Annotated in this window: 25 protein-coding genes and 4 pseudogenes; 17 read left to right on the top strand and 12 right to left on the bottom strand. The window is 57.9% G+C overall.

The window, feature by feature from the left end:
• Positions 1 to 67: 67 nt before the first annotated feature.
• Positions 68 to 2,209, bottom strand: a complete 2,142-nt coding sequence (locus FHT29_RS29265) for a hydantoinase/oxoprolinase family protein (RefSeq protein ID WP_168600754.1) — start codon at positions 2,207 to 2,209, stop codon at positions 68 to 70.
• A gap of 228 nt (positions 2,210 to 2,437) precedes the next feature.
• On the opposite strand from FHT29_RS29265, the gene FHT29_RS29260 reads away from it, so the two are divergent.
• Together FHT29_RS29260 and FHT29_RS29255 are read left to right on the top strand one after the other, a co-directional pair.
• Complete coding sequence (locus FHT29_RS29260) at positions 2,438 to 3,235, top strand: IclR family transcriptional regulator (protein ID WP_168600753.1); 798 nt, start codon at positions 2,438 to 2,440, stop codon at positions 3,233 to 3,235.
• Between the two features lie 145 nt (positions 3,236 to 3,380).
• On the top strand, positions 3,381 to 4,160 hold the full coding sequence (locus tag FHT29_RS29255; RefSeq protein WP_168600752.1) for an SDR family oxidoreductase: 780 nt from the start codon (positions 3,381 to 3,383) through the stop codon (positions 4,158 to 4,160).
• Positions 4,161 to 4,579: 419 nt separating this feature from the next.
• Here the strand turns inward: FHT29_RS29255 and FHT29_RS29250 are convergent, their stop codons facing one another.
• Complete coding sequence (locus FHT29_RS29250) at positions 4,580 to 5,908, bottom strand: saccharopine dehydrogenase C-terminal domain-containing protein (protein WP_168600751.1); 1,329 nt, start codon at positions 5,906 to 5,908, stop codon at positions 4,580 to 4,582.
• Positions 5,909 to 5,988: 80 nt separating this feature from the next.
• Between FHT29_RS29250 and FHT29_RS29245 the strand changes: the two genes are divergently transcribed.
• From FHT29_RS29245 to FHT29_RS29220, 6 genes and pseudogenes are all read left to right on the top strand, one after another.
• Entirely contained in the window at positions 5,989 to 6,756 is a 768-nt protein-coding gene (locus FHT29_RS29245) for a transporter substrate-binding domain-containing protein (protein ID WP_168600750.1), read from the top strand.
• A 36-nt stretch (positions 6,757 to 6,792) separates the two neighbouring features.
• Positions 6,793 to 7,593 (top strand): ABC transporter permease subunit, encoded by an 801-nt coding sequence (locus tag FHT29_RS29240; protein ID WP_168600749.1) that lies wholly within the window; start codon positions 6,793 to 6,795, stop codon positions 7,591 to 7,593.
• Positions 7,593 to 8,462: an ABC transporter permease gene (locus FHT29_RS29235; RefSeq protein ID WP_168600748.1), complete on the top strand. Its 870-nt coding sequence runs from the start codon at positions 7,593 to 7,595 to the stop codon at positions 8,460 to 8,462. Before FHT29_RS29240 ends, FHT29_RS29235 begins: the two co-directional genes overlap by 1 nt.
• Positions 8,463 to 8,558: 96 nt before the next feature.
• A pseudogene (locus tag FHT29_RS29230) lies at positions 8,559 to 9,561 on the top strand (IS30 family transposase).
• Between the two features lie 208 nt (positions 9,562 to 9,769).
• A complete protein-coding gene (locus tag FHT29_RS29225; RefSeq protein WP_168600747.1) occupies positions 9,770 to 10,183 on the top strand; it encodes a SyrB-like regulator in 414 nt (137 codons plus the stop codon).
• 163 nt (positions 10,184 to 10,346) lie between these two features.
• Positions 10,347 to 10,859 carry a hypothetical protein gene (locus FHT29_RS29220; protein ID WP_145677147.1) on the top strand — a complete coding sequence of 171 codons (513 nt, stop codon included), beginning with the start codon at positions 10,347 to 10,349 and terminating at the stop codon, positions 10,857 to 10,859.
• A 60-nt stretch (positions 10,860 to 10,919) separates the two neighbouring features.
• Here FHT29_RS29220 and FHT29_RS29215 read toward each other — a convergent pair.
• Positions 10,920 to 11,226 (bottom strand): annotated as a pseudogene (locus FHT29_RS29215) (DUF736 domain-containing protein).
• 427 nt (positions 11,227 to 11,653) lie between these two features.
• Here FHT29_RS29215 and FHT29_RS29210 point away from each other — a divergent pair.
• A complete protein-coding gene (locus FHT29_RS29210; RefSeq protein ID WP_168600746.1) occupies positions 11,654 to 11,842 on the top strand; it encodes a hypothetical protein in 189 nt (62 codons plus the stop codon).
• A gap of 3 nt (positions 11,843 to 11,845) precedes the next feature.
• On the opposite strand, the pseudogene FHT29_RS29205 reads toward FHT29_RS29210, so the two are convergent.
• The 9 genes and pseudogenes from FHT29_RS29205 to FHT29_RS29165 form a co-directional block, all read right to left on the bottom strand.
• Positions 11,846 to 12,142, bottom strand: a pseudogene (locus FHT29_RS29205) (zincin-like metallopeptidase domain-containing protein); the annotation flags it as partial.
• A gap of 95 nt (positions 12,143 to 12,237) precedes the next feature.
• Complete coding sequence (locus tag FHT29_RS29200; protein WP_168600745.1) at positions 12,238 to 12,846, bottom strand: DNA-3-methyladenine glycosylase I; 609 nt, start codon at positions 12,844 to 12,846, stop codon at positions 12,238 to 12,240.
• A 3-nt stretch (positions 12,847 to 12,849) separates the two neighbouring features.
• Positions 12,850 to 13,137: a hypothetical protein gene (locus FHT29_RS29195; protein ID WP_168600744.1), complete on the bottom strand. Its 288-nt coding sequence runs from the start codon at positions 13,135 to 13,137 to the stop codon at positions 12,850 to 12,852.
• A gap of 82 nt (positions 13,138 to 13,219) precedes the next feature.
• Positions 13,220 to 13,810 carry a TetR/AcrR family transcriptional regulator gene (locus FHT29_RS29190; RefSeq protein ID WP_168600743.1) on the bottom strand — a complete coding sequence of 197 codons (591 nt, stop codon included), beginning with the start codon at positions 13,808 to 13,810 and terminating at the stop codon, positions 13,220 to 13,222.
• Between the two features lie 29 nt (positions 13,811 to 13,839).
• A complete protein-coding gene (locus tag FHT29_RS29185) occupies positions 13,840 to 14,931 on the bottom strand; it encodes an alkene reductase (protein WP_168600742.1) in 1,092 nt (363 codons plus the stop codon).
• A 410-nt stretch (positions 14,932 to 15,341) separates the two neighbouring features.
• A pseudogene (locus FHT29_RS29180) lies at positions 15,342 to 16,181 on the bottom strand (ParB N-terminal domain-containing protein); the annotation flags it as partial.
• A 335-nt stretch (positions 16,182 to 16,516) separates the two neighbouring features.
• Complete coding sequence (locus FHT29_RS29175; RefSeq protein ID WP_168600741.1) at positions 16,517 to 16,834, bottom strand: hypothetical protein; 318 nt, start codon at positions 16,832 to 16,834, stop codon at positions 16,517 to 16,519.
• A gap of 199 nt (positions 16,835 to 17,033) precedes the next feature.
• Positions 17,034 to 17,198, bottom strand: a complete 165-nt coding sequence (locus FHT29_RS29170) for a hypothetical protein (protein ID WP_156151574.1) — start codon at positions 17,196 to 17,198, stop codon at positions 17,034 to 17,036.
• A gap of 113 nt (positions 17,199 to 17,311) precedes the next feature.
• On the bottom strand, positions 17,312 to 18,139 hold the full coding sequence (locus FHT29_RS29165; protein WP_168600740.1) for a helix-turn-helix transcriptional regulator: 828 nt from the start codon (positions 18,137 to 18,139) through the stop codon (positions 17,312 to 17,314).
• A gap of 74 nt (positions 18,140 to 18,213) precedes the next feature.
• Between FHT29_RS29165 and FHT29_RS29160 the strand changes: the two genes are divergently transcribed.
• The 8 genes from FHT29_RS29160 (at position 18,214) to FHT29_RS29125 (ending at position 26,201) form a co-directional block, all read left to right on the top strand.
• Positions 18,214 to 19,149, top strand: coding sequence for an NmrA family NAD(P)-binding protein (locus FHT29_RS29160; protein WP_168600739.1), 936 nt, complete (start codon positions 18,214 to 18,216; stop codon positions 19,147 to 19,149).
• A gap of 323 nt (positions 19,150 to 19,472) precedes the next feature.
• Positions 19,473 to 19,907, top strand: a complete 435-nt coding sequence (locus FHT29_RS29155; protein ID WP_168600738.1) for a nuclear transport factor 2 family protein — start codon at positions 19,473 to 19,475, stop codon at positions 19,905 to 19,907.
• Between the two features lie 72 nt (positions 19,908 to 19,979).
• On the top strand, positions 19,980 to 20,330 hold the full coding sequence (locus tag FHT29_RS29150; protein WP_168600737.1) for an SDR family NAD(P)-dependent oxidoreductase: 351 nt from the start codon (positions 19,980 to 19,982) through the stop codon (positions 20,328 to 20,330).
• A gap of 348 nt (positions 20,331 to 20,678) precedes the next feature.
• Positions 20,679 to 22,274 carry an FAD-dependent oxidoreductase gene (locus FHT29_RS29145; protein ID WP_047558228.1) on the top strand — a complete coding sequence of 532 codons (1,596 nt, stop codon included), beginning with the start codon at positions 20,679 to 20,681 and terminating at the stop codon, positions 22,272 to 22,274.
• A gap of 61 nt (positions 22,275 to 22,335) precedes the next feature.
• On the top strand, positions 22,336 to 22,875 hold the full coding sequence (locus FHT29_RS29140) for a cupin domain-containing protein (protein WP_047558226.1): 540 nt from the start codon (positions 22,336 to 22,338) through the stop codon (positions 22,873 to 22,875).
• 2 nt (positions 22,876 to 22,877) lie between these two features.
• Positions 22,878 to 23,669, top strand: a complete 792-nt coding sequence (locus tag FHT29_RS29135; protein WP_168600736.1) for an aspartate dehydrogenase — start codon at positions 22,878 to 22,880, stop codon at positions 23,667 to 23,669.
• Positions 23,669 to 24,472: an alpha/beta hydrolase gene (locus FHT29_RS29130; RefSeq protein WP_168600735.1), complete on the top strand. Its 804-nt coding sequence runs from the start codon at positions 23,669 to 23,671 to the stop codon at positions 24,470 to 24,472. Before FHT29_RS29135 ends, FHT29_RS29130 begins: the two co-directional genes overlap by 1 nt.
• The gene (locus FHT29_RS29125) at positions 24,462 to 26,201 is read left to right on the top strand and encodes a cobalamin-dependent protein (protein ID WP_168600734.1); all 1,740 of its coding nucleotides are present in this window, start codon (positions 24,462 to 24,464) and stop codon (positions 26,199 to 26,201) included. Before FHT29_RS29130 ends, FHT29_RS29125 begins: the two co-directional genes overlap by 11 nt.
• The last annotated feature ends 46 nt before the right edge of the window (positions 26,202 to 26,247 follow it).

Below are 26,247 nucleotides of genomic sequence, written 5' to 3'. Positions count from 1 at the left end.
CCGAGCTGGCGGGCCTGATCGGCGAGACAGGGTGAAAGCGCGCCGAATGATTTGAAGATCGATGGCGCTACGCATTAACGCTCTCCTTGACGAATTTGACAGCATTTTCGGATTGAGTGAGTTCGCCGAGGATTGCACCCGACGGCAGAATGACAGCATTCATGCCGGTCGGAATCACAGTCGATGTTTCGTCTTCTTCAATGATCGCTGGCCCTGCAATCCGCGCACCCGGTCGCAGATCGGCGCGCCAATGGATTGCATAAGACAATGTCTGAGATGCCTTGCTTTCGAATACCTCGCGGTGCGAAGTCGGCTTGGCATCATATGCTTCCCCAGGTTTTGAAAAGATCTGTATCGCTGGCGTTGCAGTGGTGATGAGGACTGACCAAGTCAGTACTTCGATATCCGCGCCAGGAACGTTCCGACGATAGACTTCGCGATATCGCAATTCGAAGGCCTGCCGCAGCGCTTCGGCGTCTTGTCGAGTAAAGTCGCGCGTCGGGATCGAGACATTAATTTCATGACCTTGACCGACATAGCGCATTGACGCAGTCCGGATTTCTGACAGTTCTTTGCCGTTTGCCGCCTTCTCCACAATTGAGCTTGCAGACACACTCATTTCGCTCAGGAGCTCATTGACTTCGGCAGCGTCAATCGTCGACAACTTCTGGTGTAGCGATCGCACAACTTCATACGAGACCGGTGCGCGAAGGAAGCCGACTGCCGAGCCGACGCCAGCCCCGTTCGGCACCAGAAAGCGGCGCATACCTAGCTTCTGCATAACACCCGCGACATGAAGCGGAGCACCGCCTCCAAAGGCGATCAGGACGCGACCGCGGATTTCCTTACCACTCTCGATGCCATGCACTCGCGCCGCCGAAGCCATATTCTCTTCGACCATCTCGGCGACAGCGCCGGACGATTGGGCGGGTTCAAGATTGAGCTTGTTGCCAACTGCGCGTTTCATCGCTGCGGTTGCACTTGGTCGGTCAAGCGGAAAGCGACCTCCGGCGAAACCCTTCGGGTTGATACGGCTCAAAATCAGGTTGGCGTCTGTGACTGTCGGCTCCGTACCGCCGCGGCCAAAAGAAACAGGTCCAGGCTCCGATCCCGCGCTTTCTGGACCTATGTTGACCCGACCGAGGCTATCGACATGCGCAATCGAACCCCCGCCCGCGCCGATTTCCACCATATCGATGACCGGAATTCGGATCGGAGTGCCGCTTCCCTTTTTGAAGCGATAGATTCTTGCCACTTCGAAGGTACGCGATGTCTGCGGTCGTCCGTCGTCAATAAGGCAGATTTTGGCCGTCGTGCCACCCATGTCGAATGAGACGACGTCGGAAAGACCGTTCTCGGCAGCGACAGAGGCTGCAAACAGTGCGCCGCCGGCCGGGCCTGACTCGACCAGACGGACCGGGAAGGCCGCGGCAGTTGCGATATCGGTTAGCCCGCCACCCGAAAGCATCATAAGGAGCGATGACTTCAGCCCGTTATCGCGCAGTCGTCGCTCGAGACGGAAGAGATAGCTTGCCATTTTTGGCTGCACGTAGGCGTTTGCGACCGCCGTACAGAACCGCTCGTATTCGCGCATCTCCGGCGCGACTTCACTCGAAATCGAGATTGAGACATCGGGGAGGGCTGCCTGGACGAGGTCTCGAACGCGCCGCTCGTGTGCACCGTTTGCATAAGAATGAAGGAAGCAAATTGCAACCGCCTCCACGTTTTCATCTCTGAGGCGCTCGATCGCGGCCGCGACATCGGCCTCGTCGAGAGGCGCAAGTTCGATCCCGCCGGCACCAAGTCGCTCCTTCACCGGGATACGCAGGGCGCGGTCGACCAGCGGGGAAGGCAGTTCGAGGAAGAGGTCGAAGAGGTCGAAGCGGAATTCAAGCCCGATCTCGATCGTGTCGCGAAAACCGGCAGTGGTGATCATTGCGGTTTTTGCGCCTTTGCGCTCGATCAGCGCGTTCGTCGCAAGCGTGGTCCCGTGCACCACCAGATCGAGTTCGCCATACCCAATGCCCGCCTCATTGAGAACCAGATCCATGGCAGTCAGAACGCCGTCGTCCGGGTTCTTGTGGGTGGTCAGGCTTTTGGCGGTGTATCGGGTGCCGTCAATCTCCAGCGCTGCGTCAGTAAATGTGCCCCCGATATCGACGCCAAGGCGCGCGCCTCGTTTGCTCTGCGCAAGTTTTCCGTCCGTCATCCGTTTCACTCCTAGCAAATGGCGGCAACCATGTTAAATTCATTATGTTCGCAATAGGCGAACGCCATACGCGATATTGGAGGGTGGCGAGTGGTTTTTGTCAAGGGGGATCGGTGCACATATGTTTGCTCACCGCTGCAAAGGAGGGGAACCTACTGTTTTCCCAATCCAATCTGTTAAAAGAACAAGATTAGAAATACCCGGGTGGGTCATTTGGAGGCATTTTTCATGCAGGAAGAAAAAGCGGGATCGTCGGTTAAATCCTTGCAGGTCGCGCTCGATATCCTTGAGGCGATTTCCGATGCGCGTGATGAAGTTGGAATATCTGAACTCTCAAGCCGCCTGGGGCTGACCAAAGGGTCAGTGTTCCGATATGTGAAGACATTGACCGAGCGCGGATATCTCAATCAAAACGCTATCACGCAGCGATATGGTCTCGGCACTCGTCTGCATATCATGGGCGAGCTTGCCTCGAGCCGCATAGATTTGTTGATGGTGGCAGAGCCCGTTATGAGACAATTACGGGATCAGTTGTCATTAACCGTCAACTTGGCCGGCATCGGCAACAATGGCGTTGTGATCCTTAAATCACTTGTTGGCACCCTCGTTATGGAGATTGGAGTTCGTGTCGGTTCCGAGCTGCCATTCGGTGTGACATCGCAGGGCCGCGTGATTATGGCCTTCAGCAGACGCCCCCTGCTAGCATCGGCAAAACGACAGAAGCCCGACAAGTTTACCCAGTTTACGTCTTCTGACCCCAACAAAATGGAGCAGCAAGTTGAACTTGCGAGAAAGCGAGGGTGGGCGGCTGCTCCTCAGGAAACCGTTGTCGGTATCAATGCCGTCTCTGTTCCATTGTTTGCGGCGGACGGTGACTGCATTGCAGCCGTCACACTGGTAGGGTCGCTTCAATACCTTCCAGAAGTGCCAGAGCTTCAACAGCTTGAGGTGCTGGCCGCAGCTGGCGAACGTATCTCGGCCTCGCTTGGATATCGCGGTTCATACCCAAGGCCTACCGTGAGCTAACGCTTCTAAAGTTCCGTGTTTACCGGACTCTCAGCAGGGCCGCCTGCGGAGAGTCGACTGCCGCAATTTTTTTGTTGAATTATCTGGTGTACGATGTACTCCTGTCGCGAACAGTTGTTTCAACAGAGACATAAGGATAGGCGTTATGAACCGGTTCCAGAGTAAGCGGGTCATTGTCACGGGTGCCGCACAGGGGATAGGTCTTGCCTGCGTCGAACGACTTCTGGCTGAAGGCGCGTGCGTTTTGGCCGCAGACATTCAGGAGTGGGAGGGCAGCGCGGCGTCCAGCGTTCTCCAACTCAATGAGAGGCTCGCCTTCAAACAAACTGATGTCACCTCGCGTGAGGCCGTCGATGCGATGGTGCAGGAAGCGGTTGCAAAATTCGGCGGTGCTGACGTTCTGATTTCTAACGTTGGCGTGGCAAAGAGGACGGCGTTCCTCGACCTCACAGAGGATGATCTTGTACGTGGGCTTCAGATAAATGTCCTTTCCGGCATTCTGTGTTCCCAATCTTTCCTTCGCCAGATCCAGTTGCAGGGGACGCCCGGAGCAATCGTGCATATGTCGTCGGTTAATGGCGTCATGGCAATGCCGGGATACACGATCTACAACATCTCTAAGGGTGCTATTGAGCAACTTACGCGCGTGATGGCACTTGAGTTTGCCCCGCTGGGAGTCCGTGTCAATGCGGTAGGACCTGGCACAATTTTGACCGACATGGTCAGGACCAATGTCCTTACTGACGAGGCATCACGAAGAATGCTTCTGTCTCGAACGCCGCTCGGACGGTTCGGAGAGCCCGAAGATGTCGCGGCCGTTGTCGCTTTTCTTGCGAGCGATGACGCTGCATACGTAAGCGGAGAGACTGTGTTTATTGATGGTGGACGAAGAGCACTGAATTACGTTGTACCCGTAGCCGACTGAGCTCGGGGAGGGTGGTCTACTTGCCGACCATATTCAGGTGTCTTTATCAGCGAATCTGTCGCGGCGCGATCGCCAAATGAGGAGGTTTGCGTAGTCCGCTCCCAACCTCCTTGTCCAGGAGGTTGCTGAAAACGACTGCGAAACGCGGATATTCCCAGGCTTCGAACTTCTTCGTCAGTGTCCCTGGTTAGGATGGATATCAGCAGTCGCGACCCGCACGTGTCAGACGTGCTCTCTTAACGCCCGCAAACCGGGCGGGCGTCAACGGCACGAACAGCCAGTTTCTGCCAGGCAGGGCTCCAAGAGCGCGGTGTTTTTCCCTTAAATATGGCCCGACGGGGCGAGAACCGGCAGTGGCCGGTCCTCCCTGCGTTGTTGTGCGCTCACAGTCCCGGATGGCTGCGGCACCGCAGCTTAGGTCAGCACCAAGGCGTGTCGCGATAAATCGCAGCGAAAGGGCTCTCGAGGAAGTCACTAAGCTTCGCTTGCTCTTGCTTGACGAAGCCGGACTGAGGAAGTTTTTTGGTGACGAGGAGATCGACCATTGTGCAGATGGCCGAAGCTGTGGTGTCCTCGATGGCTGTACCGCCGACCTCGTCTTTGTATCTGAACAGTTGACTTGCGGAGATCTGGTCGCGGCGACCATTCCGTTCGCCGATTGCAACCACCTGCAGCGCGATAACATCTTGCAAGGACGTCGGCAGGTTCTGCAGCAGGAGATCACGAAGATCGGTTTGGCGATCGATGAAGCGAAGATCATCGATTAAGAACCGCATCAGCTCGGCATGGCCCGGGTAGCGAATGGACTTGTAATCCATCGACCTGATTTTGCCCTGGTAGGTTTCCGGGAGGGTACCCAAGCCGCCGGATGTATTAAATGCCTCAAACGTGGTTCCGCCAATAACAAGCTGTTCGAGGTCCTCGAGCGGCGCGATCTGCACGGGCTGCCCGTTACGCAAGGCGTCACATGGTTCGCAGTATTCATGAACCACACCGTCGATTGACCACATAACGTTGTAACCAAGTCGGTTCGTCGGGTTCACTGGGACGCATCCCGCGCGCAGCGAGATGCGCTCGACGGAATCGAATTTCGAGGCGAGATCGCTGGCGAGGATTCCAATGTAGCCCGGCGCGATACCGCACTGCGGGATGAAGGCGGTCTGCGCTTGTTCGGCTGTTGCCCGTACCCTTCGTGTGCTTTCAACGCTTTCCGTCAGGTCGAGGTAATGGCAGCCGATAGCGCCCGCTGCCTCGGCGACGCCGCCGTTAAGGTAATACGGCAGTGCGCTAACGACGACGTCGCCTGGCTTTAGAAAGCCCTTTAGCGCCTCGACACTGGACACATCGAGTTTTTCTACTGTGGCCGTCCCGGCGAGGGTTGAATTGGGCACTTTATCAACAGCGATTACCTCGAACCGGCCATCAGCGCTGAGCTTTCTAACCACGGTAGCGCCGACCTTGCCTGTACCAAGAACTACGACACGCATCAAAAATTCTCCTTGAAAGGTATGCTTCGTTCTCAATCCGCATACGACGTTTTGTTTTTTGCTGCAATAGTGTTCTCCGCGCGCGTTCTGGTAGCTACTCGATCCGGGCGCCGGTGGCGAACCCAGGCCGCAACCTTGAGCGATCACCGACGCTGCTCGTAACCAATGTGGTGTCGAGACTTTGCTCGCGAGCGCGCCTCCAGTCGGGAACACGGCAATCAAAGTAATTTCATAAATCAAAGTGAGCGTGACGTTCTGCAAGCCGGGCACTTGACATCTCAGGGCGAGGGATTAACGTAGCCGTATTGCGAACAGCGTTTCCTATTTTCGTTCCCGAGGTGATGGATATGAGAAGTTTCTACGCATCAGCGGTGTTGGCCTCTGTTCTCCTTGCTGCCGGCTCGGCCATCGGTCAGGAAAAGCTCCTGATTGGCACAGACGCCACGTATCCGCCGTTTGAATCCTTGGATGCTTCGGGGAACTTCGAAGGATTCGATATCGACATTGGCAAGGCAATCTGTGCCGAGATGAAAGCCGAGTGCGAGTTCGTCAACAATGAGTGGGACGGAATGATCCCGAGCCTGGTGTCAGGCAAGTTCGATATGGTTATTTCGTCTGTTTCGATCACGCCTGAACGGTTGAAACTCATCGATTTCAGCGACCGGTACTACAACACTCCGCCAGCCGTTGCGGTTTCGAAATCTTCAGATATTGCAGATATCCAGGCGCTTGCCGGAAAAACCATCGGTACGCAGTCGGCTACGACGCACGCCAATTACGCCGAAAAACATCTCGGCCAGTCAGAGCTTCGCGTCTATCCGACGGCCGACGAATACAAGCTCGATCTCGCAAATGGACGCATCGACGGAGCGGTCGATGACGTTGTGGTGCTGACGGAATGGGTGAAGTCGGAAGCCGGCAGCTGCTGTAAGGTACTGGCTACCCTTCCAATTGATCCTGTCATTAATGGTGAAGGTGTCGGGGTCGCGGTCAAGAAGGGGAGCACGTTACGGGACCGCTTGAACGCTGCGATCCAAGCAATTCGCTCCAACGGGACCTACAAAAAAATCAACGACAAGTACTTTGACTTCGATGCCTACGGGAATTGACACCTCGGCGGTTATGCTGACATGCGAGGTCCGAACATGATCGAGGCGGCGATTGCTTTCCTGCACTATGGAAGGGCTGTCGCTTCTAGCCTCGATCCCCTGTGCGGACCCGTTGGGATATTCTCATTCGTGTCACCCAGCGGGATGCTATCCTGCGGCAACGTTGGGTGGGGGGACGAGATCGCCCGCGGGCTTTGGGTAACAGTAGCGTGTGCTGTTTTGACTTTGCCAATTGGCCTCCTGGTTGGGGTTGGCGTCGCTCTCGCTAAACGTAGTTCCGACCAATTGCTGAGCTCAGCTGCGTCGCTTTACACCACCCTCTTCAGAGCTCTGCCCGAACTTTTGACCTTGTTCATCATATACTTTGGGTTACAGCTTGCTTTGCAGGGTGCGGTCACGTGGCTCGGCCTAGACATCACAGTTCAGATCGATGCCTTGTTTTCTGGAGTATGCGCGCTCGCGATTGTTTTTTCTGCCTATTGCGCCGAGGTGATTACCGCCGCTTTCAACGCCATCCCAAAGGGACAGTACGAAGCTGGATATGCCCTTGGGCTACCTCGGTACCGCACTTTCAAATCAGTGATTTTACCGCAGCTGCTACGACTTTCTCTGCCTGGTCTTGGGAACCTATGGATGAATCTTTTGAAAGACACATCCTATGTATCGACGATCGGTCTAGCGGACGTGCTGCGCCAGACCGGTATTGCCGCAAAGGTAACCAAGGACGCTTTTTTCTTTTATGGCATCGCGTGCGCCATCTATCTCGCGCTTGCAGTTCTCTCAGCCGGCATCATATCTCGTTTCGGGGTAATTCTGAATCGCGGGCAGGTGCGTTGATGGCCGGCACTACCGTCGCCCTTTCGTTTGACCCCTCGTCTCGCAAAAGCCGCCGACCGTCGCTTGCCCGTTGCATGGGAGTTACGCTTTATCTCATCTGGGCGAGCGCTTTTGTTGCAATCGTCTATACAGTTTGCAGCGGCTGGGACTCCAGCAAAGTCGCCAAGTTTGCACCGCGGTATCTAGAAGGGGCGGCGACAACACTTAGCTTGGTGTCCGTCTCGGCTGCGCTCGGCTTCGCCCTCTCGCTCGTTCTTGTCAGAGGGCGGATGAGCCAGTCGGCTGCGCTATCCTGGCCAGCTTGGTGTTATGTTCACGCCTTTCGCGGCACACCGCTCCTTGCCCAACTATTTCTCATCTATTATGGCCTTGGATCATACCATGCAGCGCTGCAGCAAGCTGGTCTCTGGTGGTTTTTTCGCGAACCGTGGAATTGCGGTCTGCTTGCTTTAACGCTGAACACCGCCGCCTACCAGACGGAAATTCTTCGCGGGGCAATAGAAAGCGTCCCGCGCGGGCAGTGGGAAGCCGCGCGTTCTTTGAGCCTGGCGAAAACTACAATGATGCGACGGGTTATCCTTCCGCAGGCCCTGATAATTGCAGTCAGACCCTACGGCAATGAGGTGATCCTGCTAGTGAAAGGCTCTGCGATCGTCGCGATTATTTCCGTGTTCGATTTGATGGGGCACACGCGGTACGCGTTTTCACAAACGTTTGACTACCAAACCTATATCTGGGCTGCAATTTTCTATCTGATTATCGTCGGGTTCGTCGGCGCTGTCGTGAACCAGGTGGAGCGATTTCTCACGCGACATTTGTCGAGGGCCAAGCCTGGTCGCTTGGCCAAGGAGCAGCCAAAAGTTCCATAATATATCTTATCTGATCTTTCTATGTAGCCTGGGTGGGTTCAAGAATGAAGTGCGACATGCCAGTGATTTCAATGGTTTCGCTTTGGAGATTTTGGCATGTCCCGATGCTATTCGCAATTGACCCTCGCCGATCGGCGCCGCCTTCATCATCTGGTCGAGCGCAAGGTTCCGGTCAATGAGATGGCCCGTCTGCTCGGCCGTCACCGCTCGACCATCTATCGTGAGATCCGACGCAATACCTTTCGGGATCACGAGCTTCCCGAATACAGTGGCTACTTCTCGACAGTTGCTGATGACATCGCCAAAGAGCGGCGCCGGCGCTTGAGAAAGCTCCGGCGCCATCCGCATCTGCGTCGTATGGTGATTGAGAGATTGAAAGCATACTGGTCACCAGAACAGATCGCTGGCCGTCTGCTGGCCGACAGCGTCAGTCTGGTTCGCATCTGCGCCGAGACCATCTACCGCTTCATCTACGGCAAGGAAGACTACGGGCTTGGCCTCTATCGATATCTGCCGGAGGCACGCCGCAAACGCCGCCCGCGTGGATCGCGGAAGCCGCGAAACAGCGTGTTTCCGGCCAGTCATCGGATATCACAACGACCTGATTTTATTGACGATCGGACGCAGTTTGGCCACTGGGAGGGCGACCTATTGATCTTCGAACGAGACTTCGGCCATGCCAACCTCACCTCACTGGTCGAGCGCAAAAGCCGCTACACAGTGATGATCAAGAACCAAAGCCGGCACTCGCGTCCGATCATGGATAAGATCATCGAGACATTCTCTCCTTTTGCCGGGCTTCGCACGCCAGAGCTTCACCTTTGACCGCGGCACGGAGTTTGCCGGGTTCAGGGCTTTGGAAGATGGCATCGGCGCACGCAGCTGGTTCTGCGACCCCAGCGCACCCTGGCAAAAAGGTGCGGTCGAAAACGCCAACAAGCGCATTCGCCGCTTCATGCCAGGCGACACTGACCTGGCCGAAGTGCCGCAATCGGCGCTGGTTCAACTCGCTCACCATTTGAACGACCTACCGAGAAAGTGCCTGGGCTACAAGACACCGACCGAAGTGTTCGTGGCGCATTTGCAAGAGGGAGGCTGATCCCCTACCCTCAAAACTGACCATGATGCACTTGGATTAGCTTCTCCAACATCGAGTCCGCCCTGGACCCTTCCCTTGTCGCGCAATGAAAGGAATTCGAATATGGCGGCACCTCAAGCACCGATTGCACGCGAAAACACGGCTCCCCGCATTGACTTTAATTCGCAACGAATCAAAAGCTTGACCCGCCTGACAGAGGAGAACACTGATGGCCGACGAAAACACGATTGAAACAACTGCGACGACGGAAACACCGGCCGCAGTCCCCGCCGAAAAGAAAACCCGCAAGCCGCGGACGCCGAAAGCTGTCGCTGAAGCCAGCACCGTCGATGCTACCGCTGCGCCTGTCGAAAAGCCGGGCAAGAAGACGCGTGCGAAGCGTGGTTCCACGACGGCTCCGGTCAAGGCCGAGAAGGCAGCTGCCGCACCGAAAACGGCCGCCACTCGCAAGCCCCGCGTTGGTGCTGCTGCTTCCGCTCCGGTCGCCGCCCCTGTGGGCAGCATTGACGATATCGCCGACCTCATCAAGCTTGAGGAAGAGAATAAGCAGCTTCGTAAGGAGCTCTCCGAAAAGCTGCGCGCCGAGAATGCGGATCTGCGCAAGCGTCTTGGCAAGGCCTGATTTTCGTTTTGGAGCGGCGTCGCGCGTTCACACGTGATGGCGCCGCTGATCTTTCGTCTGATAGGGCCAGGATGAATGCGGTCCTGCTGACAATGAATGACCGCGGCAATGTCCCGCCGCCACGCTTTGAAGGTTACATGTGATGAGAACACCATGGAGATTTGTGGCTGACCTGGTGTCGCGTAGACCGAAACCACATAGTCAAGACGAAAGCCCCGCAGCCGCACCCAAGACCATTGCTCTCGAATACAAACCTGCCCCCGAAGAGAAACATCCGGGCCCCGAGACAACCGCCGTCGATCTCGTCCCAGCGACGCTAGTCGAAGAGACTTCACCCGCGCCGCACTCCGACCCAGAACCTGCGACCGCCGTCGGCGAAACAGCGCCTCCGATTGAAGAAGACGTTCCTGTTTCCACGCGAACTAAAACTGCTGAGGCGCTGGTGAAGCCAGTGCCGACACGCAGAAAGAAGGTTGCGCCGGTTGTGGAGGCGGTGGTCTCCGTCGACCAAACCGGCGACGTCGCGCATGCTGTCGCTGCGGGCCCAAAATCATTCATCGACGAAATGGCCGACCTCGATGCGGAAGTCGATGCGTTGCGACGTCAGCTTGCAGAGAAGCTCATCGAGCAGAACGCGCAATTGCGCAAGATGCTCGCCAGGTTCGACGTGCGCTAATCGCAGACCGCCATTCCCGACGGGGAAAGGCTCCGCCCGAGGCGGAGCCCGTGATCTTCATCAATCCCGGTTCGGGCGGGACCAGATGAGCTGGAGGCCATCTTCGCCTTCGACTTCGGCGAGCGCTGCGTAGATCGGAGCCGGGAAGCTCGGATCGTCAAGCTCGACCGAGAGATAGTCGCGGCCTTGCTCGGAGGTCTTCTGCCAGGCCGCGCCAGCTCGACGCTGCCGGCGTAGACGCGGAACTGTGGGCCCTTGTCTGAGGGGTTCTCCACCCGGGCGATGCGGGCCTTGACGTTGAGGCGAGAGTGCGATTGGAGCCGGTGAAGCCGCTTTCGGTGGAGGTGAAGGTGCCAATGGTAGCCATTGTCGTATTCCTTTTCTCTTGTTCGAGCCGCGCCCATCGCGGCCTCGGTGGCTGTCGAACAGACCGGTGACGATCGGACCGCACCCAGTCTACCCCGCTCGACCTGTCGAGTGGGGTAGACTGGGCTCCGGGGTAAGAAATCTGCGAGTTGTCGTTGCGGGAAAACGATCGAGGCGCAGCCGGTCTCCGGTCAGACATGCCGCATCGAGCCCGCAGATGGGTCGCCGGAGACTCTGACGGGAAGGGATATGGCAATGGTGTTCCGCCGCATTCGCCTTGGGCACGAATGGTATCCTGCGCCACCCCGCTTGGACCGCTGTCGTTGCCTGCTTCGATCGGGGACAAGCGTTCCTGCAAACATTGGTCCGCTTGCTGACGGCGCCCGGTGCGATATCGTTGCGCTCGCGAATCACAGCCTGGAGGATCAATGCGTCAGCAGACCAAGCCGTTCATCGTCGAACGCAAACCATCCCGTAAATCCAAATCCGACGCTCCAAAACCGTCGATCTGGGGAAGGCTGGATGCCGACATTGCGCAAGGTCTCCAAGATCAACGAGATGGGGACCAACAGGTTATGGATCACGCGGCCGCCGCCGGTAGTGACGACCGCGCCTGAACGTCAGGCCGCAACGTTCACATCCGCTCCCGGTTGCAAGGAATGCAGGAAACTAACGGCGCGTTGCGCATGGGCTGCTGCTTGGAAGATCGCCCGCTTGTCGTTGGCCAGCACCGAGAGCCACGACTGCAGATATGAAGCGTGATCCGGACGCGGCTCGAGCTCCGGCGCGATACCGAGGTCGGCGCAGAGGAAGCAACTGCCAAGTTCGGCAACGAGTTCTTACCGCACCCGCTCCGTCCGGTCCTTGGCATAGCGCGACAGGTCGCGTCCGACACGATGTTCTGCTGCCGTCCAGTGAACATTATGCCGAATCTGATGAGAACGGCACTGAAATTAAACACCAACTCCGCCTTGATGGTTGGCATAGTAGCTACCGGTTTGCTTTCCGTTGGCTACGCTGGTCGCTGGAAATCCGCTCTCGCCTCTTCGACCGAAGCCCTGATCTCGCATCCCCAAGCGTGGTCATTGATGAGCCCCATCGCCTGCATGAAGGCGTAGACGGTGGTTGGCCCGACGAAGGACCACCCACGCTTTTTCAAATCGTTCGATAGCGCGATAGAAGCTGCGGAAGTCGATGCAGTCTGCGGTTCGGCGCAATCTTCACGTCTCGGCTCGAAGCGCCAGATGTAGTTGACGAAGGAGCCCTCCGCCTTGACGAGTTCTTGCGCACGCTTCGCATTGTTGATGACAGCATTGATTTTGTCACGATGGCGTACAATTCCCTCGTCCTTCAAGAGCCGTTCGATGTCGGCGTCATTGAATTGCGCGATGCGGTTGAAATCGAAGGCCCAAAAGGCGGACCTGAAGTTCTCGCGCTTGGCCAGGATTGTTCGCCAGCTCAAGCCCGACTGAAAGCCTTCGAGGCAGAGCTTTTCGAAAAGACGAAAATCGTCGGAGACCGGAAAGCCCCACTCGGTGTCATGGTAATGAAGAAACTCCGGTGCGGCAGCGCACCAACGGCAGCGCAGCCGTCCGTCAAGACCCAGGACAGTTCCGCTCATAGATTACCCTTTCAGGAAAATAAGCCGTTCATCAACGCGGCCTGGCGTGACTTCATGGATCTCGGCGCTCACCACGCGCTCTGCAACGAAAGGATCCTCCTGAACCAACGCTTCGAGGCTTTCCCGATCAATATTGTGGGCAAGGAGTGTCCCGCCCGCGTTTGGCTGGAGGCTGCCTGCAAGAAGAAAAGCCCCGCTGTCGAAACCTCTTTTGATCCAGACATTGTGTCCCTCAATGAATTGGGAGGCCTGCGTCTTGTTGTCCGAAAATCTGAGAAATACGATAAACATAGACGTCCTGCTTTTTGAGCTGTGATGGAATGAGAAATGCCTCGCCGCGCTACGACGCGTAGTAGGTATGTTCGGAGGCAGCTTATCCGCGATCAGCTTTGGAGCTTTCGGCCGCCGTATCCTTCAACCACTCCTTCATCTGAGCAACCTCGCGCTGAACGAAGTCTTCATCCTGGAAGGCATTGAAAAGGGTCGCCACGCCCTGACTTTGAGAGAGAAGATGCATCGCAAGCGCATCCGCATCGGCTTCTCGGCCGAGTGCGACGAACTGACGGCGGAGCCACGTCCGGAACAGCATGAACAGTCTGCCGGCGTCTGCCCGCGCTGCATGGTTCAGCTTCGCAAGCTCGCTCGTTAAGGTTCCGATCGGGCATCCATACAGTTTGATCTTATCCCCATTCACGATCAGGATATCGATAAAGCTAGAGATCCGCTCTACCGGTGTCTTACCCTCCATCTCCCATCGCTCCAGCATAGCATTGCGATCAGACAGGCGTTTCTGGATTACCGCTTCGAGAATGTCGTCCTTCGTCTTGAAATGATGATAGAAATTGCCGCGAGAAATCTTCACCAGTTCGGCAATGTCTGCAAAGGATGTGTGATCATATCCTCTGCGATAGAACAGATCGTCCGCTACGCCGACAATCTCCTCGCGTGTCGCCCGATTTACCATTGCAGTGCCTCCTGTTGGTCTTCGGCGCTTTAGGCAGCGGAGGCCGCTTCGCCCGTGAAGAACGGATAATCAGTATATCCGGCGTCACCCCCACCATAGAAAGTCGCTGGATCAGCCGTGTTCAACGGCAATCCCTGCCGGTAACGCCGTACGAGGTCAGGGTTGGCGAGAAAGGGCAGGCCGAATGCCACGAGATCGGCATCGCCATTTGCGATTGCCTGTCTTGCCAGGTCCAAGTCATAGCCGTTGTTCGCGATGTATGTGCCACCGAAACACGACCGCAGAGCGCGATAGTCAACTGCGGACGATTTTTTTGACATATCCCCCTGAAGCACATGGACATACGCAAGGCCACGAGCGCCAAGTTCCCGGACGATGTATTCGAAATGAGCTTGCGGGTCGGAGTCCCCCATAGAGTTGAAGCTGTTTTCTGGTGTCAGGCGCACACCAATCCTCCCTGCGGGCCAAACTTCACTGACGGCGGCAAGGATCTCATTTAGCAATCGCATACGATTGCCAACATTGCCGCCATACGCGTCACTTCGCCGGTTGCTGCCGTCGCGCAGGAACTGGTCGATCAGGTATCCGTTCGCTCCGTGAATCTCGACCCCGTCGAATCCTGCCCGTTTTGCCAATTCCGCGGCATGGCGAAACTGAGCGACAAGGCCTGTGATTTCCTGAAGCATGAGTTCACGAGGCGTCACAAAGTCCTGCATCCCGGCGTACGTGACTGCCTTGCCGGATGGGCGAACGGGCGATGGCGCGACCGGAACGGCTTCCCTTGGTTGGAGGCTCGGGTGGGAAATTCGTCCGCAGTGTTGCAGTTGGACGAAAATACGGCCTCCTGCGGAATGCACGGCGTTGGTCAGTCGCAGCCAACTGCTTACGTGTGTGTCGGTGAAAACGCCGGGAGTAAAGGGGTAGCCAACAGCCTCAGGAGAAACAGTAGCGGACTCGGCGATGATTAAACCCGCAGAAGCTCGCTGTTGGTAGTGCAAAACCATAACGGGCGTCACATTGCCCTCACCATCGGCGCGGTTGCGCGTCATCGGCGCCATCACCATGCGATTGGACAGAGGCAAATCGCCTAGCTGAAAGGTATTGAAGAGATCGGCGATCAAGAAGCTTTCCCCAAATTCGAATTAGGTCATTTGTCCTAGTCCGATGATTAGGTCGCTTGTCCTATTTTGTCAACATCGATATCTCTTCCCTGCCGATATGTGGCAAACCACCCTCTTACGGCACTCATGGCGTGACTTAATCAACTCGACCACGTCGTGTCTGCCAGCAGGTCAGCAAAGGCCGGTATCGAATTGATGTAGAGGTTTTTGAAGAAAATTGTTGCTCCACCAACCCGGAGCACAATGATGGACATATCCAACCGGTTTACCTGCCTTGAGCCGTACCTCGCCTCTTTCGAGGAAAGCCTCTCCGCCAAAAGCTACAAGCCTGCCACCGTGGAGAATTATCGTTACCTCCTGCGGCGCTTTGGCCAACTGCTGGAAGACGAGGGAGTTGCGTAGACTTCGGCCGCCTTCTTCGGCAACTCCGGCTGGCCCCAGCTGTTGACCTCGACGATCGCGCCGCGCTTCGGTAGGTTGGCGGTCATCCATTCATGCTGCGCGCCAAGGAAACCCTCGACATTCGTCGTGTAGCGCCCGTCCTGGTCGGCTGGCGCGAAAAGATCCTCAACCCACTCGATCCCATAGGCCTGGGCCAGGTCGTCGCCAAAGCTCGCATCGCGGGCATACATGCGCTTCTTCGTGAGCGCATTGCCGATCTGCCACCAAGGAGCCGTGTCGCCCTTCTTCGGCTTATGCGCCTTCCAGACCTCCTTCTGGTCGACCTGCCCGGCGGCCGCAATGATCCGCAGCTGCTGCTCGGACGGCATGTCGCCCAGAGCCATTTGTTCGAGCATGGCCGGAAGCACGTTGGCAAGCAGGCGCAGCTTGCGGATCTGGCGGACGGGAAGCGCGAGAGCGACAGCAATCGCCTCCTCGGTCCAGCCGAGAGCCACGAGGCGTTCGATGCCTCGCCATTGATCAACCGGGTTGAGCGCCTCGCGAACAGAGTTCTCGACCATCGAGCGCATGGCGCCCCAAGAACCAGGATTGTCGTTGGCGGCATCTACGACGAGGATCTCGATTTCTTCCAGGTCGGCGGCGATGGCAAGGCGCACGCGGCGATGGCCGGCATCGATGACGTAGCCGTTTCCGCCATCCGTTTCCGGTGCGACGACCGGCGGCTGCACGATTCCGACGGCCTTGATCGTCGCCAGCATCAGCGCATCGGCCTGCGGCGACGACTTCGACTGGCGCATCCGGTCGGGGTTTTCTTTGAGCGCGCGTGGGTCAACCTTCATGATCTGCATGGGATTTGTCCTTGTCTGGAGGGTTCCGGACCGGCGCCTTGCCGGCCCTTCCTGTCTTCATCTTTTCTCGAAGACACCTCCCGGACCGCCGAGCGGCCGGACTGCCGCAGCTGCGGCCGAGCATCCCTGCTGTGCAGGACGAGCGGGGCTAATAGCCCTGCGCAGGACAAGTGGCCGGGATGACGCAGGCCGCTGTTGAGCGACAGCGTCGGCAGGAGGCCGATCTGCGACGGGTTCATCCTTCCTGCTTTTCTTTTTCGATCATCACTTATCAGTTCGAGCCGGAGCGCGAAGACGATAGAATGCTGGTGGAAAGCAATTTTTTGAGGATGCGACTAGGTTCGCCGCCCCAGTAGGGCCAGCGCGTCAGCCATCATGCGCTTCAAGATCAGTTTCCTGCTTTCCGGTGCGGCTAAGGCAGCTTCGGGGATAGCAACAGCAGCGGGCGATGGATTGATGGTTTCGGAGGGCGAGACCGGGAGAGGCTCTTCGACCACTGCGGCAACAACGACGTGCGTGATCGTCTTTTCATCCGATTTTACCGCGACGGTGACCTGTCCTCCGGAGCGGAGGCGGTCGACGCCCGTTTGAGCGGCCTCCTGCTCATCTTGAGCTTCGACCAGCGATGTCTGCGTCACCAGAAAAAATGGCATGTGTTCCCACGGAGTGTTTGACTACAGATCTCATCCGCAAAGCGGTCGCGGTCAAGATGCAGCACCTCGTTTGCGGTCGCCTCCGACACAAAAAAGGCGCTCGACCCGTGAGGGGAGCGCCTTCTTTTGTATCCCGGGACAATATCAAACGCCGCGGCGATTGCAGCGAGCAGGATATCGTCCGCACAGGAAGTGACCCTCAGATATTGTTGACGAAGAAGAATTTCAAGTCGTGATCGAGGGTCAGGGCTGATTGATTGAGCCAGAAGATGAGGCTTGCAGCGAAGGCAATTGCCGAGAGGAAGGTGTGAGCGCGTCGATCGTATCGGATATGGATGGCACTGGATCGGGCCGGCTTGGGCACGCTAGCCAAGTCCGCGAAGACCACTGCTAAGCGCCCGTTGGCTGACGTCCTCAGGCTTTAGGCAGAAAGTAGACTTAGGATTGTCGCCGCCGATACCTCGGATGGGCAACGTCTCACGCGCGCTCGGTGCTCAAAAGCCGATCGGCAAAATAGCGCGATGGCGTGGTCCCGAGCGCCTTCCTGAACATGACGATGAAGGCGGTCGTTGATTCGTACCCTAAGTCGCCTGCCACCTGCTGGACTGTTGCACCGCCGGCAAGTTCCCGCAGCGCGATGACGAGATGTAGCTGGCGCCGCCAACGGCCGAAGCTCAATCCTGTCTGTTGGACCATAAGCCTCTTCAACGATCGCTCACTGACGGCGACATACTCAGCCCATTGGCCGAGGGTACGGCGGTCGCTCGGGTCTGCCAAAAGAGCCGCAGCGATCAAGGCGATCTTTGGATGGTCAGATATAGGTAGCTCCAGCCCCTCACGCGGCATTAGCGCGAGCTCATCGAGCATGACCCGCACGAGGCGATCGACATGAGCGTCGCGCACATCGCCATCTGATAGTTCCGCTACCCGAAGTATCATCTCCCGAAGCATCGGCGATACCGAAAGCGTGCAGCATTCAGCCGGAAGCATGGCCGCGCCGGGCTCGACAAACAGGTAGGTTAGACGAGCATTGGACGTGACCTGATTGCTGTGAGGAACGCCACCGGGCACCCAAAATCCGCAGTCGGGAGGAACGATCCAGACCCCACTTTCCGCTCTGCAGGTAACCGCGCCATGGAGCGCCACGATCAGTTGACCCTGCCGGTGCTGGTGCAGCAGCCCCTCGGCTTCATAGTCGGCGAAGTCCATCCTGATTGCCATCGCCGGCCCATGCGAGAGGCTCAGATCGCAAGCGGTACTGCAGGGAGGTCGCTTATTCAACGATTGGCCCGATTTCGAGATCATATGGTATTATCTCCAATTTTGACGCGCGACGCAATCCTTTAGGATCTTGGTCAGACAACTCTAGGAGATTAGCCATGCGTATTGCCGTGGTTGGCGCGACCGGCAGGATCGGTGCCAAACTTACCGAGAACCTCTTGGCCAAAGGCCATTCAGTCAAAGCCCTTTCGAGAGGAGGGCCTGCCCTCGATGCACTTGTCGCGAAAGGAGCAGAGCCGTTCCTTGGTAGCTTCGACACAGGTGATGGTGAGCTTGGCAGGTTCTTCGAAGACGCCGACGCTGCGTTCCTGCTGGTCAAAACCCTTTGGGCTGCCGAGGACTTTCATGGGCACTACCCTACGGTAGCACTTCGGTTTTTCGACACACTTCGGGATTCCCCGGTGAAACTTGCCGTGAGCCTGACCGGAATGGGATCCGAGGTCAGCGGGAACACCGGCCATTTCCAGGGCTTCCATATCCTGGATCAGATCCTCAACCGACTACGCGACATCAATTTGGTGCACTTGCAGGGTGGCTGGTTCATGGAGGACCTGTCCAGGTGGGTCGACTCGATCGCGCAGCACAATGGGATCGGCTGGTCGCTTGACCCCAACGTCAAAGCTCCTTGGGTTGCCATCCAGGACATCGCGGATTTCGCGGCGAAGGAGTTCGACACGCCGACTGACCGGCATCGATCCGCAAAGCAACTGGGCATCGATTACACCATGCCCGAGATCGCCGCGATTGTCGGCCGGGCACTCGGTAGAGAGGTGGACTATCGCTTCGTCGATACGAGCAATCGTGAGGTCGAAACGGTATTCCGGGAGCGGTTCGGAACGCTTGATCGGTGGGTCTATGATAAGAACACCTCGGCTGCTCTTAACGATGGGCGTGTGAAGTTTCGCGATGATCGTCCTGCCATGCGCACGACAATGGAAGAATTCGTCAACGACACCCTCAGACCGCTGATCGAGAAAGCGCGGACGGATGGCGTCAAACCAGAAACCTTCCTAACGTGGAGCTCACAAGGATAATTGCTGAGTTAGATCGGCGGCCTGATAGATCTCGCCGCCCATCAGGAATGCCAGGTTAGGCAGCATGAGCACAAATCCCGAGATCCGGAGGGCCATTGCTCAGCGTGCGATCGATCGGCGGCAGCGCGGGTCTGCCGATCGACACGGATCACCGAAAATCCCCGTTGAGGTCGAGAGTATTCAACGCTTCTTGAGTTCCTTCCAGTTCTCTCCCCGCAAAATCTCCATTCCCTCTACGCCAAGACCTGTTGCCAGAAATGCACGATCTTTTTGGCGGCGAGCACATCAGCGACGCCCTGTGAGTAGCAAAAAATGGGGAACCAATGACTGAGACGATAGATACGGCCCGCGTCGCCGACATACTGGAAATCAAGACTCTGAATGCGGAGTACAACTACGCTGTCGACGATGCCGACGGAAAGGCCTGGGCAGCGTGCTTCACGAAGAGCGGCGTATTCAACGCTCTGATCGAGGGGCAGCGCCCTCGCGGTCCAGAGGAGCTTGCGGCGTTCGTAAAGCTCTGCAACGAGCCTTTCGGCAACATGCATCACCTCACGACCAACGAGATCATTACATTCGAAGGCGATACCGCACGACAAAAGGCCTACCTGCAGTTCTTCGTGGTCAAGGACGGCAAGACCGAGGGCAGCATCTGCGTCTATCACGGCTGGTTGGAGCGCGAAGACGGCGCCTGGAAGTACAGCCGTCGAGACGTCGAGTACAAGGTCAAGTTCACTGAATTCGTCCAGCCGTCCTAACGTTATGAAAGCCGACGTGTGACCTGTCCCGGAAATCGGGATTCCAAAAATTTCAGCAGACTGGAGACGCATATGCAATTCAAAGATAAAGCCGTCCTTATCACCGGAGCGGCCGGCGGGATTGGAAAAGCTGAGACGAAAGCTTTCCATGATCAGGGTGCTAATCTCGTCCTCGTCGATCTGAACAAGGACGCTCTCGAAGCGATGTCCGCCGAGCTCGGTCTCGAGCCGGACCGAAGCGTCGTTATCGCCGCCGACGTTTCGAAAGAGACCGAGGTGCAGAACTTCGTCGCGTCGACCAAGGCACGGTTCGGAAAGATTGACGTGTTCTTCAACAATGCAGGCGCCGAGGGAAAGACAGGGCTGCTTGTCGATACGAGTGCCGAGACTCTGGATAAGATTCTGGACGACCGTGTAGCTTGAGTACTGATGTGGCCGGGATAGCGGAAAAGCGATCGACATTGACCGCCGATAGATTGTGGGGGACGCCCCATGCCTTGCTCCTGTCTATTGCCTACCTCCCGCGTTAAGAACTGCAGAAGGTCGGTCACATTAGACCGCATGTATTGCCCGGCCGTTCGGCAAGACCATTGCGAATTGGCGAAACTGGCTGATGGCCTCCAGCGAAAACGGACTATTGACCCGCACTAAAATCAACTGCGCAAGCCAAGCAAAAATAAAATAATATCCTCAAAAGTGTCGACAGATAAGTAGACAGATCAAAAATCTCGTCCCATACTGCCTCAAAAGAAGTCGGGGAAAGAGGTTGTGATGTTTGATGTTGTCGTTATCGGCACAGGATCGGCTGCGTGCTCGGCAGCGCTTCGCGCCGCAAAGGGCGGCCTGAAGGTCGTTGCGATCGAGAAGAGCGGGCTGCTCGGTGGCACTTCGGCGATGTCCGGTGCAGGCGTGTGGATTCCGGCCAATCACATTGCAGCCGCCGAAGGCATTTCCGACAGCAAGAAGGACGCAATCGATTATCTGCGCGCTGTGCAAACCAGTGAATGGGTCGAGAAGGAAGATGTCAGACATCAGTCCTTCGTCGAGAATGCGCCGGAGATGCTGAAATTCCTGTCTGACAACACCCCGCTGAACTTCAAGCTCATCGATGAACCGGACCCTTATGTCGAGGCGCCCGGCGGCAAGAAATATGGTCGGATGCTTTCGCCGATGCCGCTCAGCCGCAGGATCGTCGGCAGATATGCGAGCAAGATGCGGCGCTCCACGCTGCCGCACATCTTCACCTACCAGGAAAACGTCAAGCTCAATCTCTATCACCATCCGATCCTGGCCGGCCTGAAGATGTGGCCAAAACTTCTCTGGCGCTGGCTGACAAATTCCGGTGGGCAGGGCACCGCGCTGATGACCGGCCTTATCAAGGGATGCCTTGATGCTGGCGTTACCTTCAGGCTCGAAACCCGCGCTGTGCGGCTTGTGCAGGACGAAAGCGGTCGCGTCACCGGCGTCGAAGTCGAGAGCGGCGGCAAGAAGGAAATCATCCCCGCAAGCCGCGGCGTCGTCATCGCCTCGGGCGGCTTCGAGTGGGACAAGGAAATGCGCGAGCGGCATTTTCCGGGACCTTTCGATCGCATCGGCACGCCATCTACCAACGAGGGCGATGGCCAGAAGCTTGCCGCCGCTGCCGGCGCCCATCTCGACAATATGGATCAGGCAAACGTCTATGTCTGCCTGCCGACCCGATACGAGGGCAAGCGATACGGCCTGCCCGTCAACTTTCTCTACGAGCCGCACTCCATCGTCGTGAACCGCCATGGCAAGCGTTTCATCAGCGAGGCGCATTTCAATATCGGCGAGGCGATCGACGTCAGAAATCCGGATGGCTCGCCTGTGCAGTTGCCATGCTATCTCGTCGGCGATCATCGCTTCATGCAGACTTCCCTGCCCTTTCGCTGGTACGCTTCCTATGAACCGGACTGGGTGAAGAAGGCCGATACGCTGGATGAGCTGGCTGCCAAGCTCGGCCTGCCCGCTGCGGAATTGAAGCAATCCGTCGCGCGCTGGAACGAACTCTGCGCCAAGGGCCATGACGACGATTTTCACCGTGGCGAAGCAGCCTGGGAGCGGAAGAAGGATGGCGGCCAGGTGCGCCTGATGCCGATCGACAAGGCACCCTATATCGGCATGTCGGTCAACCGCTCGATCATCGGGACCAAGGGCGGGGCGCGCACCAACGAGTTCGGCCAGGTGCTGCGCGAGGATGGATCGATCATCACCGGCCTCTATGCCGCAGGCCTTGCCATGGCCAATCCGATCGGCACCCGCGCCGTTGGTGCCGGCACGACGCTCGGGCCGAACCTCACCTGGGGTTACATCGCCGCCGGGACCATGCTTCGCCAGAACCGATAGGCTGGCGGAGGCCACCGGCTGATCCGAGCTCACGACCTACTTCTTGTTGAAAGGCAGCACGATGGAAGACACCGAAAAAGCCAAGCTTCCGCCTGGCGTTCATATCTCGACGGCAAATGAGCACGAAAGCTACTGGCAGCCCGTGCCGGCAAACGGCCACATCGACGTGGCGCTGGCCCCACACATCGTACCGATGGATCATCCCTTCGGTCTCGGCACCCAGTCGGTGGCGCCGGGCGGCTATGTTCGCGAGCACACCCATGATCGCAACGAGGAAGCCGTCTATGTCATAGAGGGCCATGGCCGCGCTGTCGTCGACGGCAAGGAATTTCCGATCGGGCCGGACAGCGTCATCTTCCTGCCGAAAAACATGCGCCACATGTTCATCAATGACGGCGAGACGCGCCTGCGCTGGGTCTGGCTGATCGTGCCCAATGGCCTCGAAGACTTCTTCCGGCTGATCGGCAAGCCTCGCAAGCCCGGCGATCGCGTTCCCTCAAATTTCCCGCGGCCAGAAAACGTCCTCGAAATCGAGCGTCAGACCGTGTTCGGCGCAGATCTTGCGGACAAGTTCGACCCACTGAAGCAGGGCAAGGAATAGATATGGCATCTCTCGGACCAGCCACTGTCGGACTGATCGGCTTCGGCGCCTTGGCGCGGCAAGTCGTTGCCGCGCTCGGTGACGAGCCGCTCCGCTGGGTTGCGCTGGTTCGTGAGGGTTCTTCAGCCAAGGTTCCGGAAAACGTTGCCAGGGTTACCGTGCTGGATGACCTGATCGGCAAAAGACCTGCGCTGGTCATTGAAGCAGCGGGACAGGAAAGTGTTTCCATCCATGTACCGGCCTTGATGGAAGCCGGCATATCGGTTCTCGTTGCCTCGATGGGCGCACTGGCCGATCCCGAGATCACCGGGAGGATTTCTGAAGCCAGAGCAAGGTCCGGCGCGTCCCTCATCATCCCGTCAGGCGCAATCGGCGGACTGGATTACCTCGCGGCCGTTTCGCGACTGCCGGATGTAAAAATACGCTATCGCCTGAAGAAGCCTCTGGCTGCCTGGCGCAGCAAGCTGGAGGCGCTCGGGTTGTCTGGCACGAAAACTGCCGTTACCTTGTTCGAAGGCACGCCGGCGGAAGCTGCCAGGCTTTATCCCAAGAACCTGAACGCGGCCTTCACCGTCGCATTGACCGTTCATCCGGCCCAGTTCATTGTTGCTGTCATTGCCGATCCCGATATCGATACCAATATGCACGAGATCGAAGCCGAGAGCGCTGCGGGCCATGCCACCTTCCGCTTCGCCAATGCGCCTTCACCGGACAATCCCAAGACTTCTGCGGTAACAGCGCTGAGCCTGGCTGCATCCATTCGGAATTTCCTCGGCGATGGAGCCAGACGCTGATGCCATTTCATGTCGCACCAGACGGCTGTCGGGTTCACTACGAGATTTTCGGGGATCGTGGCCCGAAGATCCTGCTTATACCCGGGCTTGGCGGAGATGGCCGTTTCTGGACCGGAGTAGTGCGCGAGCTTGAACATGAATTCCGCCTGGTTGTCGTCGACCATCGCGGTGCCGGCCGCAGCGACAGGCCGACGAGCGGCTACTCCATCGGGCAGATTTCGGCGGATGTTGCCGGTATCGTTGCCCAGGAAGGTGGACCGATGCACGTGGTCGGCCACTCCACCGGCGGGGCAATTGCCCAGACATTGGCCCTCGACCATCCGGAAAGCGGCGTAAGCTATACGATCAGCAGTTCATGGGCACGCGCCGACGAGCGGTTTCGCACCGTCTTTCGCGCACGCGCGGCCCTGCTGGACGCCGGGCTTGCAGAAGCCTACCAGCGGCTGACCCATGTCTTTGGTCACGAATCCGCTTATCTCGAACTACATGCCGAACAGTTGGAAACTGCTGTAGCTGCCGCGAACACGGCGCTTGCGCCATTCGAAGTGACCGCTGCGCGCGTGCGCATGCTGCTCGATCACGATCGCCTCGATGACCTGAGGCACATCGCAAGAAATGTGCAAGTCATCGCCGCAGAGGGCGACATCCTGACGCCGCCGGAGCTTTCCCATATCATTGCCGATGCTATCGGCGGCGGGGTCCTGACCACCCTGGCCGGAGCGCACTTCCACCCGCAGGCAAGGCCCGCGCAGTTCGCCGATGTGATCCGCCGTTTCGTGACCGAGGTTGCCCATGACAGCTGATGCCTCCCCCATCCTGGTCGACCCGCGCATGAAGCCCGGTGCCGATCTCCTCAGCGCCGGGCGCGCCATGGCCCGCGACTGGCGGCTGGGCACGTGCTTGTTCATGACGGAGAAGAATGTTGCCTCCGAAGCCGAATGGAAGCGCAAGGGTGCTGCCGAGGGCCGCATCATGCAGCATGCCCATATCGGTTTTCGTGATGTCAACCGCACCATAGATGCCATCCGCAGCGTCTATGAGACCAGCGCCAAGGCCGGCGTCACTGTCGATCGCTTCGGCATCACCCTCGACTGGTCCATGGGATATCCGGAGGCAATGCGTGCCAAGGCATCCCGCGGAACGGGCATCGTTCTGACCGGCGCGGAAGATTTCGCGCGGATCACCAATGCGGCCCCAGCCGCCGCCCACTTCGGCGATTTCATGCTCGGCCTTCCCGGAGCAATCGAGAACACGCGCGCCGCTGTTGCGGCCGGAGCTTCCTCCATCGGCAATCTGGGCCAGTATTTCACCTTCCGCCTGCCCTACTGGGATGATGATGTGGCAACGACCGAGGCGACGGTAACTGCACTCGGCCTGATTGCCGCTCAGGAACAGACTGTTCTTGTTCACTCCAATCTGGATGACGGCTTTGCCGGCCTCTTCATCGACATGGCCTGTGCGCTCGGCATGGTCATTGTCGAGAAGCACATCATCGAGGACCTGATCGGCGCTCGCCTTGCCCATTGCTACGGCCACCATTTCAGCGACCCGTTGTCGCGCGCGGCGTTTCATGCGGCGCTTGTCAGGGTCAATGATACGCCTGGCACCATGATCTTCGGCAACACCGTTGCCTATCAATCGACGCCGGCCGCCAATTACGCCAGCCTTGCAAGCTACCTGCTGGCCGATATCGTAGCCCTTGGGCGCTGGCCATCAGGCCATGCGATCAATCCGGTTCCGGTGACCGAGAACCAGCGCATACCTGATGTCGACGAGATCATCGATGCCCAGGCCTTCGCCAGCCGCATGGCCTCGCACGCCCCCTTCTATGCCGCTGTTCTGGACTGGGAAAAGATCGAGGCGATGGCGGATGTGCTCGTCGAAGGCGGCCAGCGGTTTGCCGCGTCGGTCCTGTCAGGCATGGCGGAACGCGGCGTCGACATCACCGACCCCGCTGCCTTTATGCTGGCCATCCGACGCATGGGACCGAAGCGCATGGAGGCGCTGTTCGGCCCAGGCTTGGAGACCGGGCGCAGCCGCAAACCGCTGATCCACGCCGAATGGGCGCGGGAGCTGAACCAGAAGGCCGCGGACTGGGTCGAGATGCAGAAACCGCTTGATGGCCTGCGCCGTCCACTGGTGTGCATCGGCACAACCGATGTCCACGAGCACGGCAAATATCTTGTCGAGCAGGCACTGGAAGGGCTGGGCGCCGATCTGGTGGATGCCGGTGTCGCCATCGATCCGGAGACGCTGGTCGCCAGTGCAAACGCCACCGGCGCCAGTATCATCGCCATCAGCACCTATAATGGTGTCGCCCTTTCCTACGCCAAGGCGGTCAAGAAGGTGATGGCGGAGCAAGGGATTGATCTTCCCGTCATCATCGGCGGCAGGCTGAACGAAATACCGAAGGATTCGAACTCCGGCCTTCCCGTGGATGTCCGCTCTGACGTGGCCGAAATTGGATGCCTGCCCTGTGCGGATCTCGACGAAATGCTGGCTGCGCTTCGCTCCAGCCTGCCTGTCAACTAAGCCGCAAGGGCCTCAAAACGCACCTCGGGGAAAATGTTGCACGCCA

The sequence above is a fragment of the Rhizobium sp. SG741 genome, from assembly GCF_012275435.1.
GTDB classification, from domain to species: Bacteria; Pseudomonadota; Alphaproteobacteria; order Rhizobiales; family Rhizobiaceae; genus Rhizobium; species Rhizobium lusitanum.
This window is presented reverse-complemented; position numbering and strand designations above follow the sequence as displayed.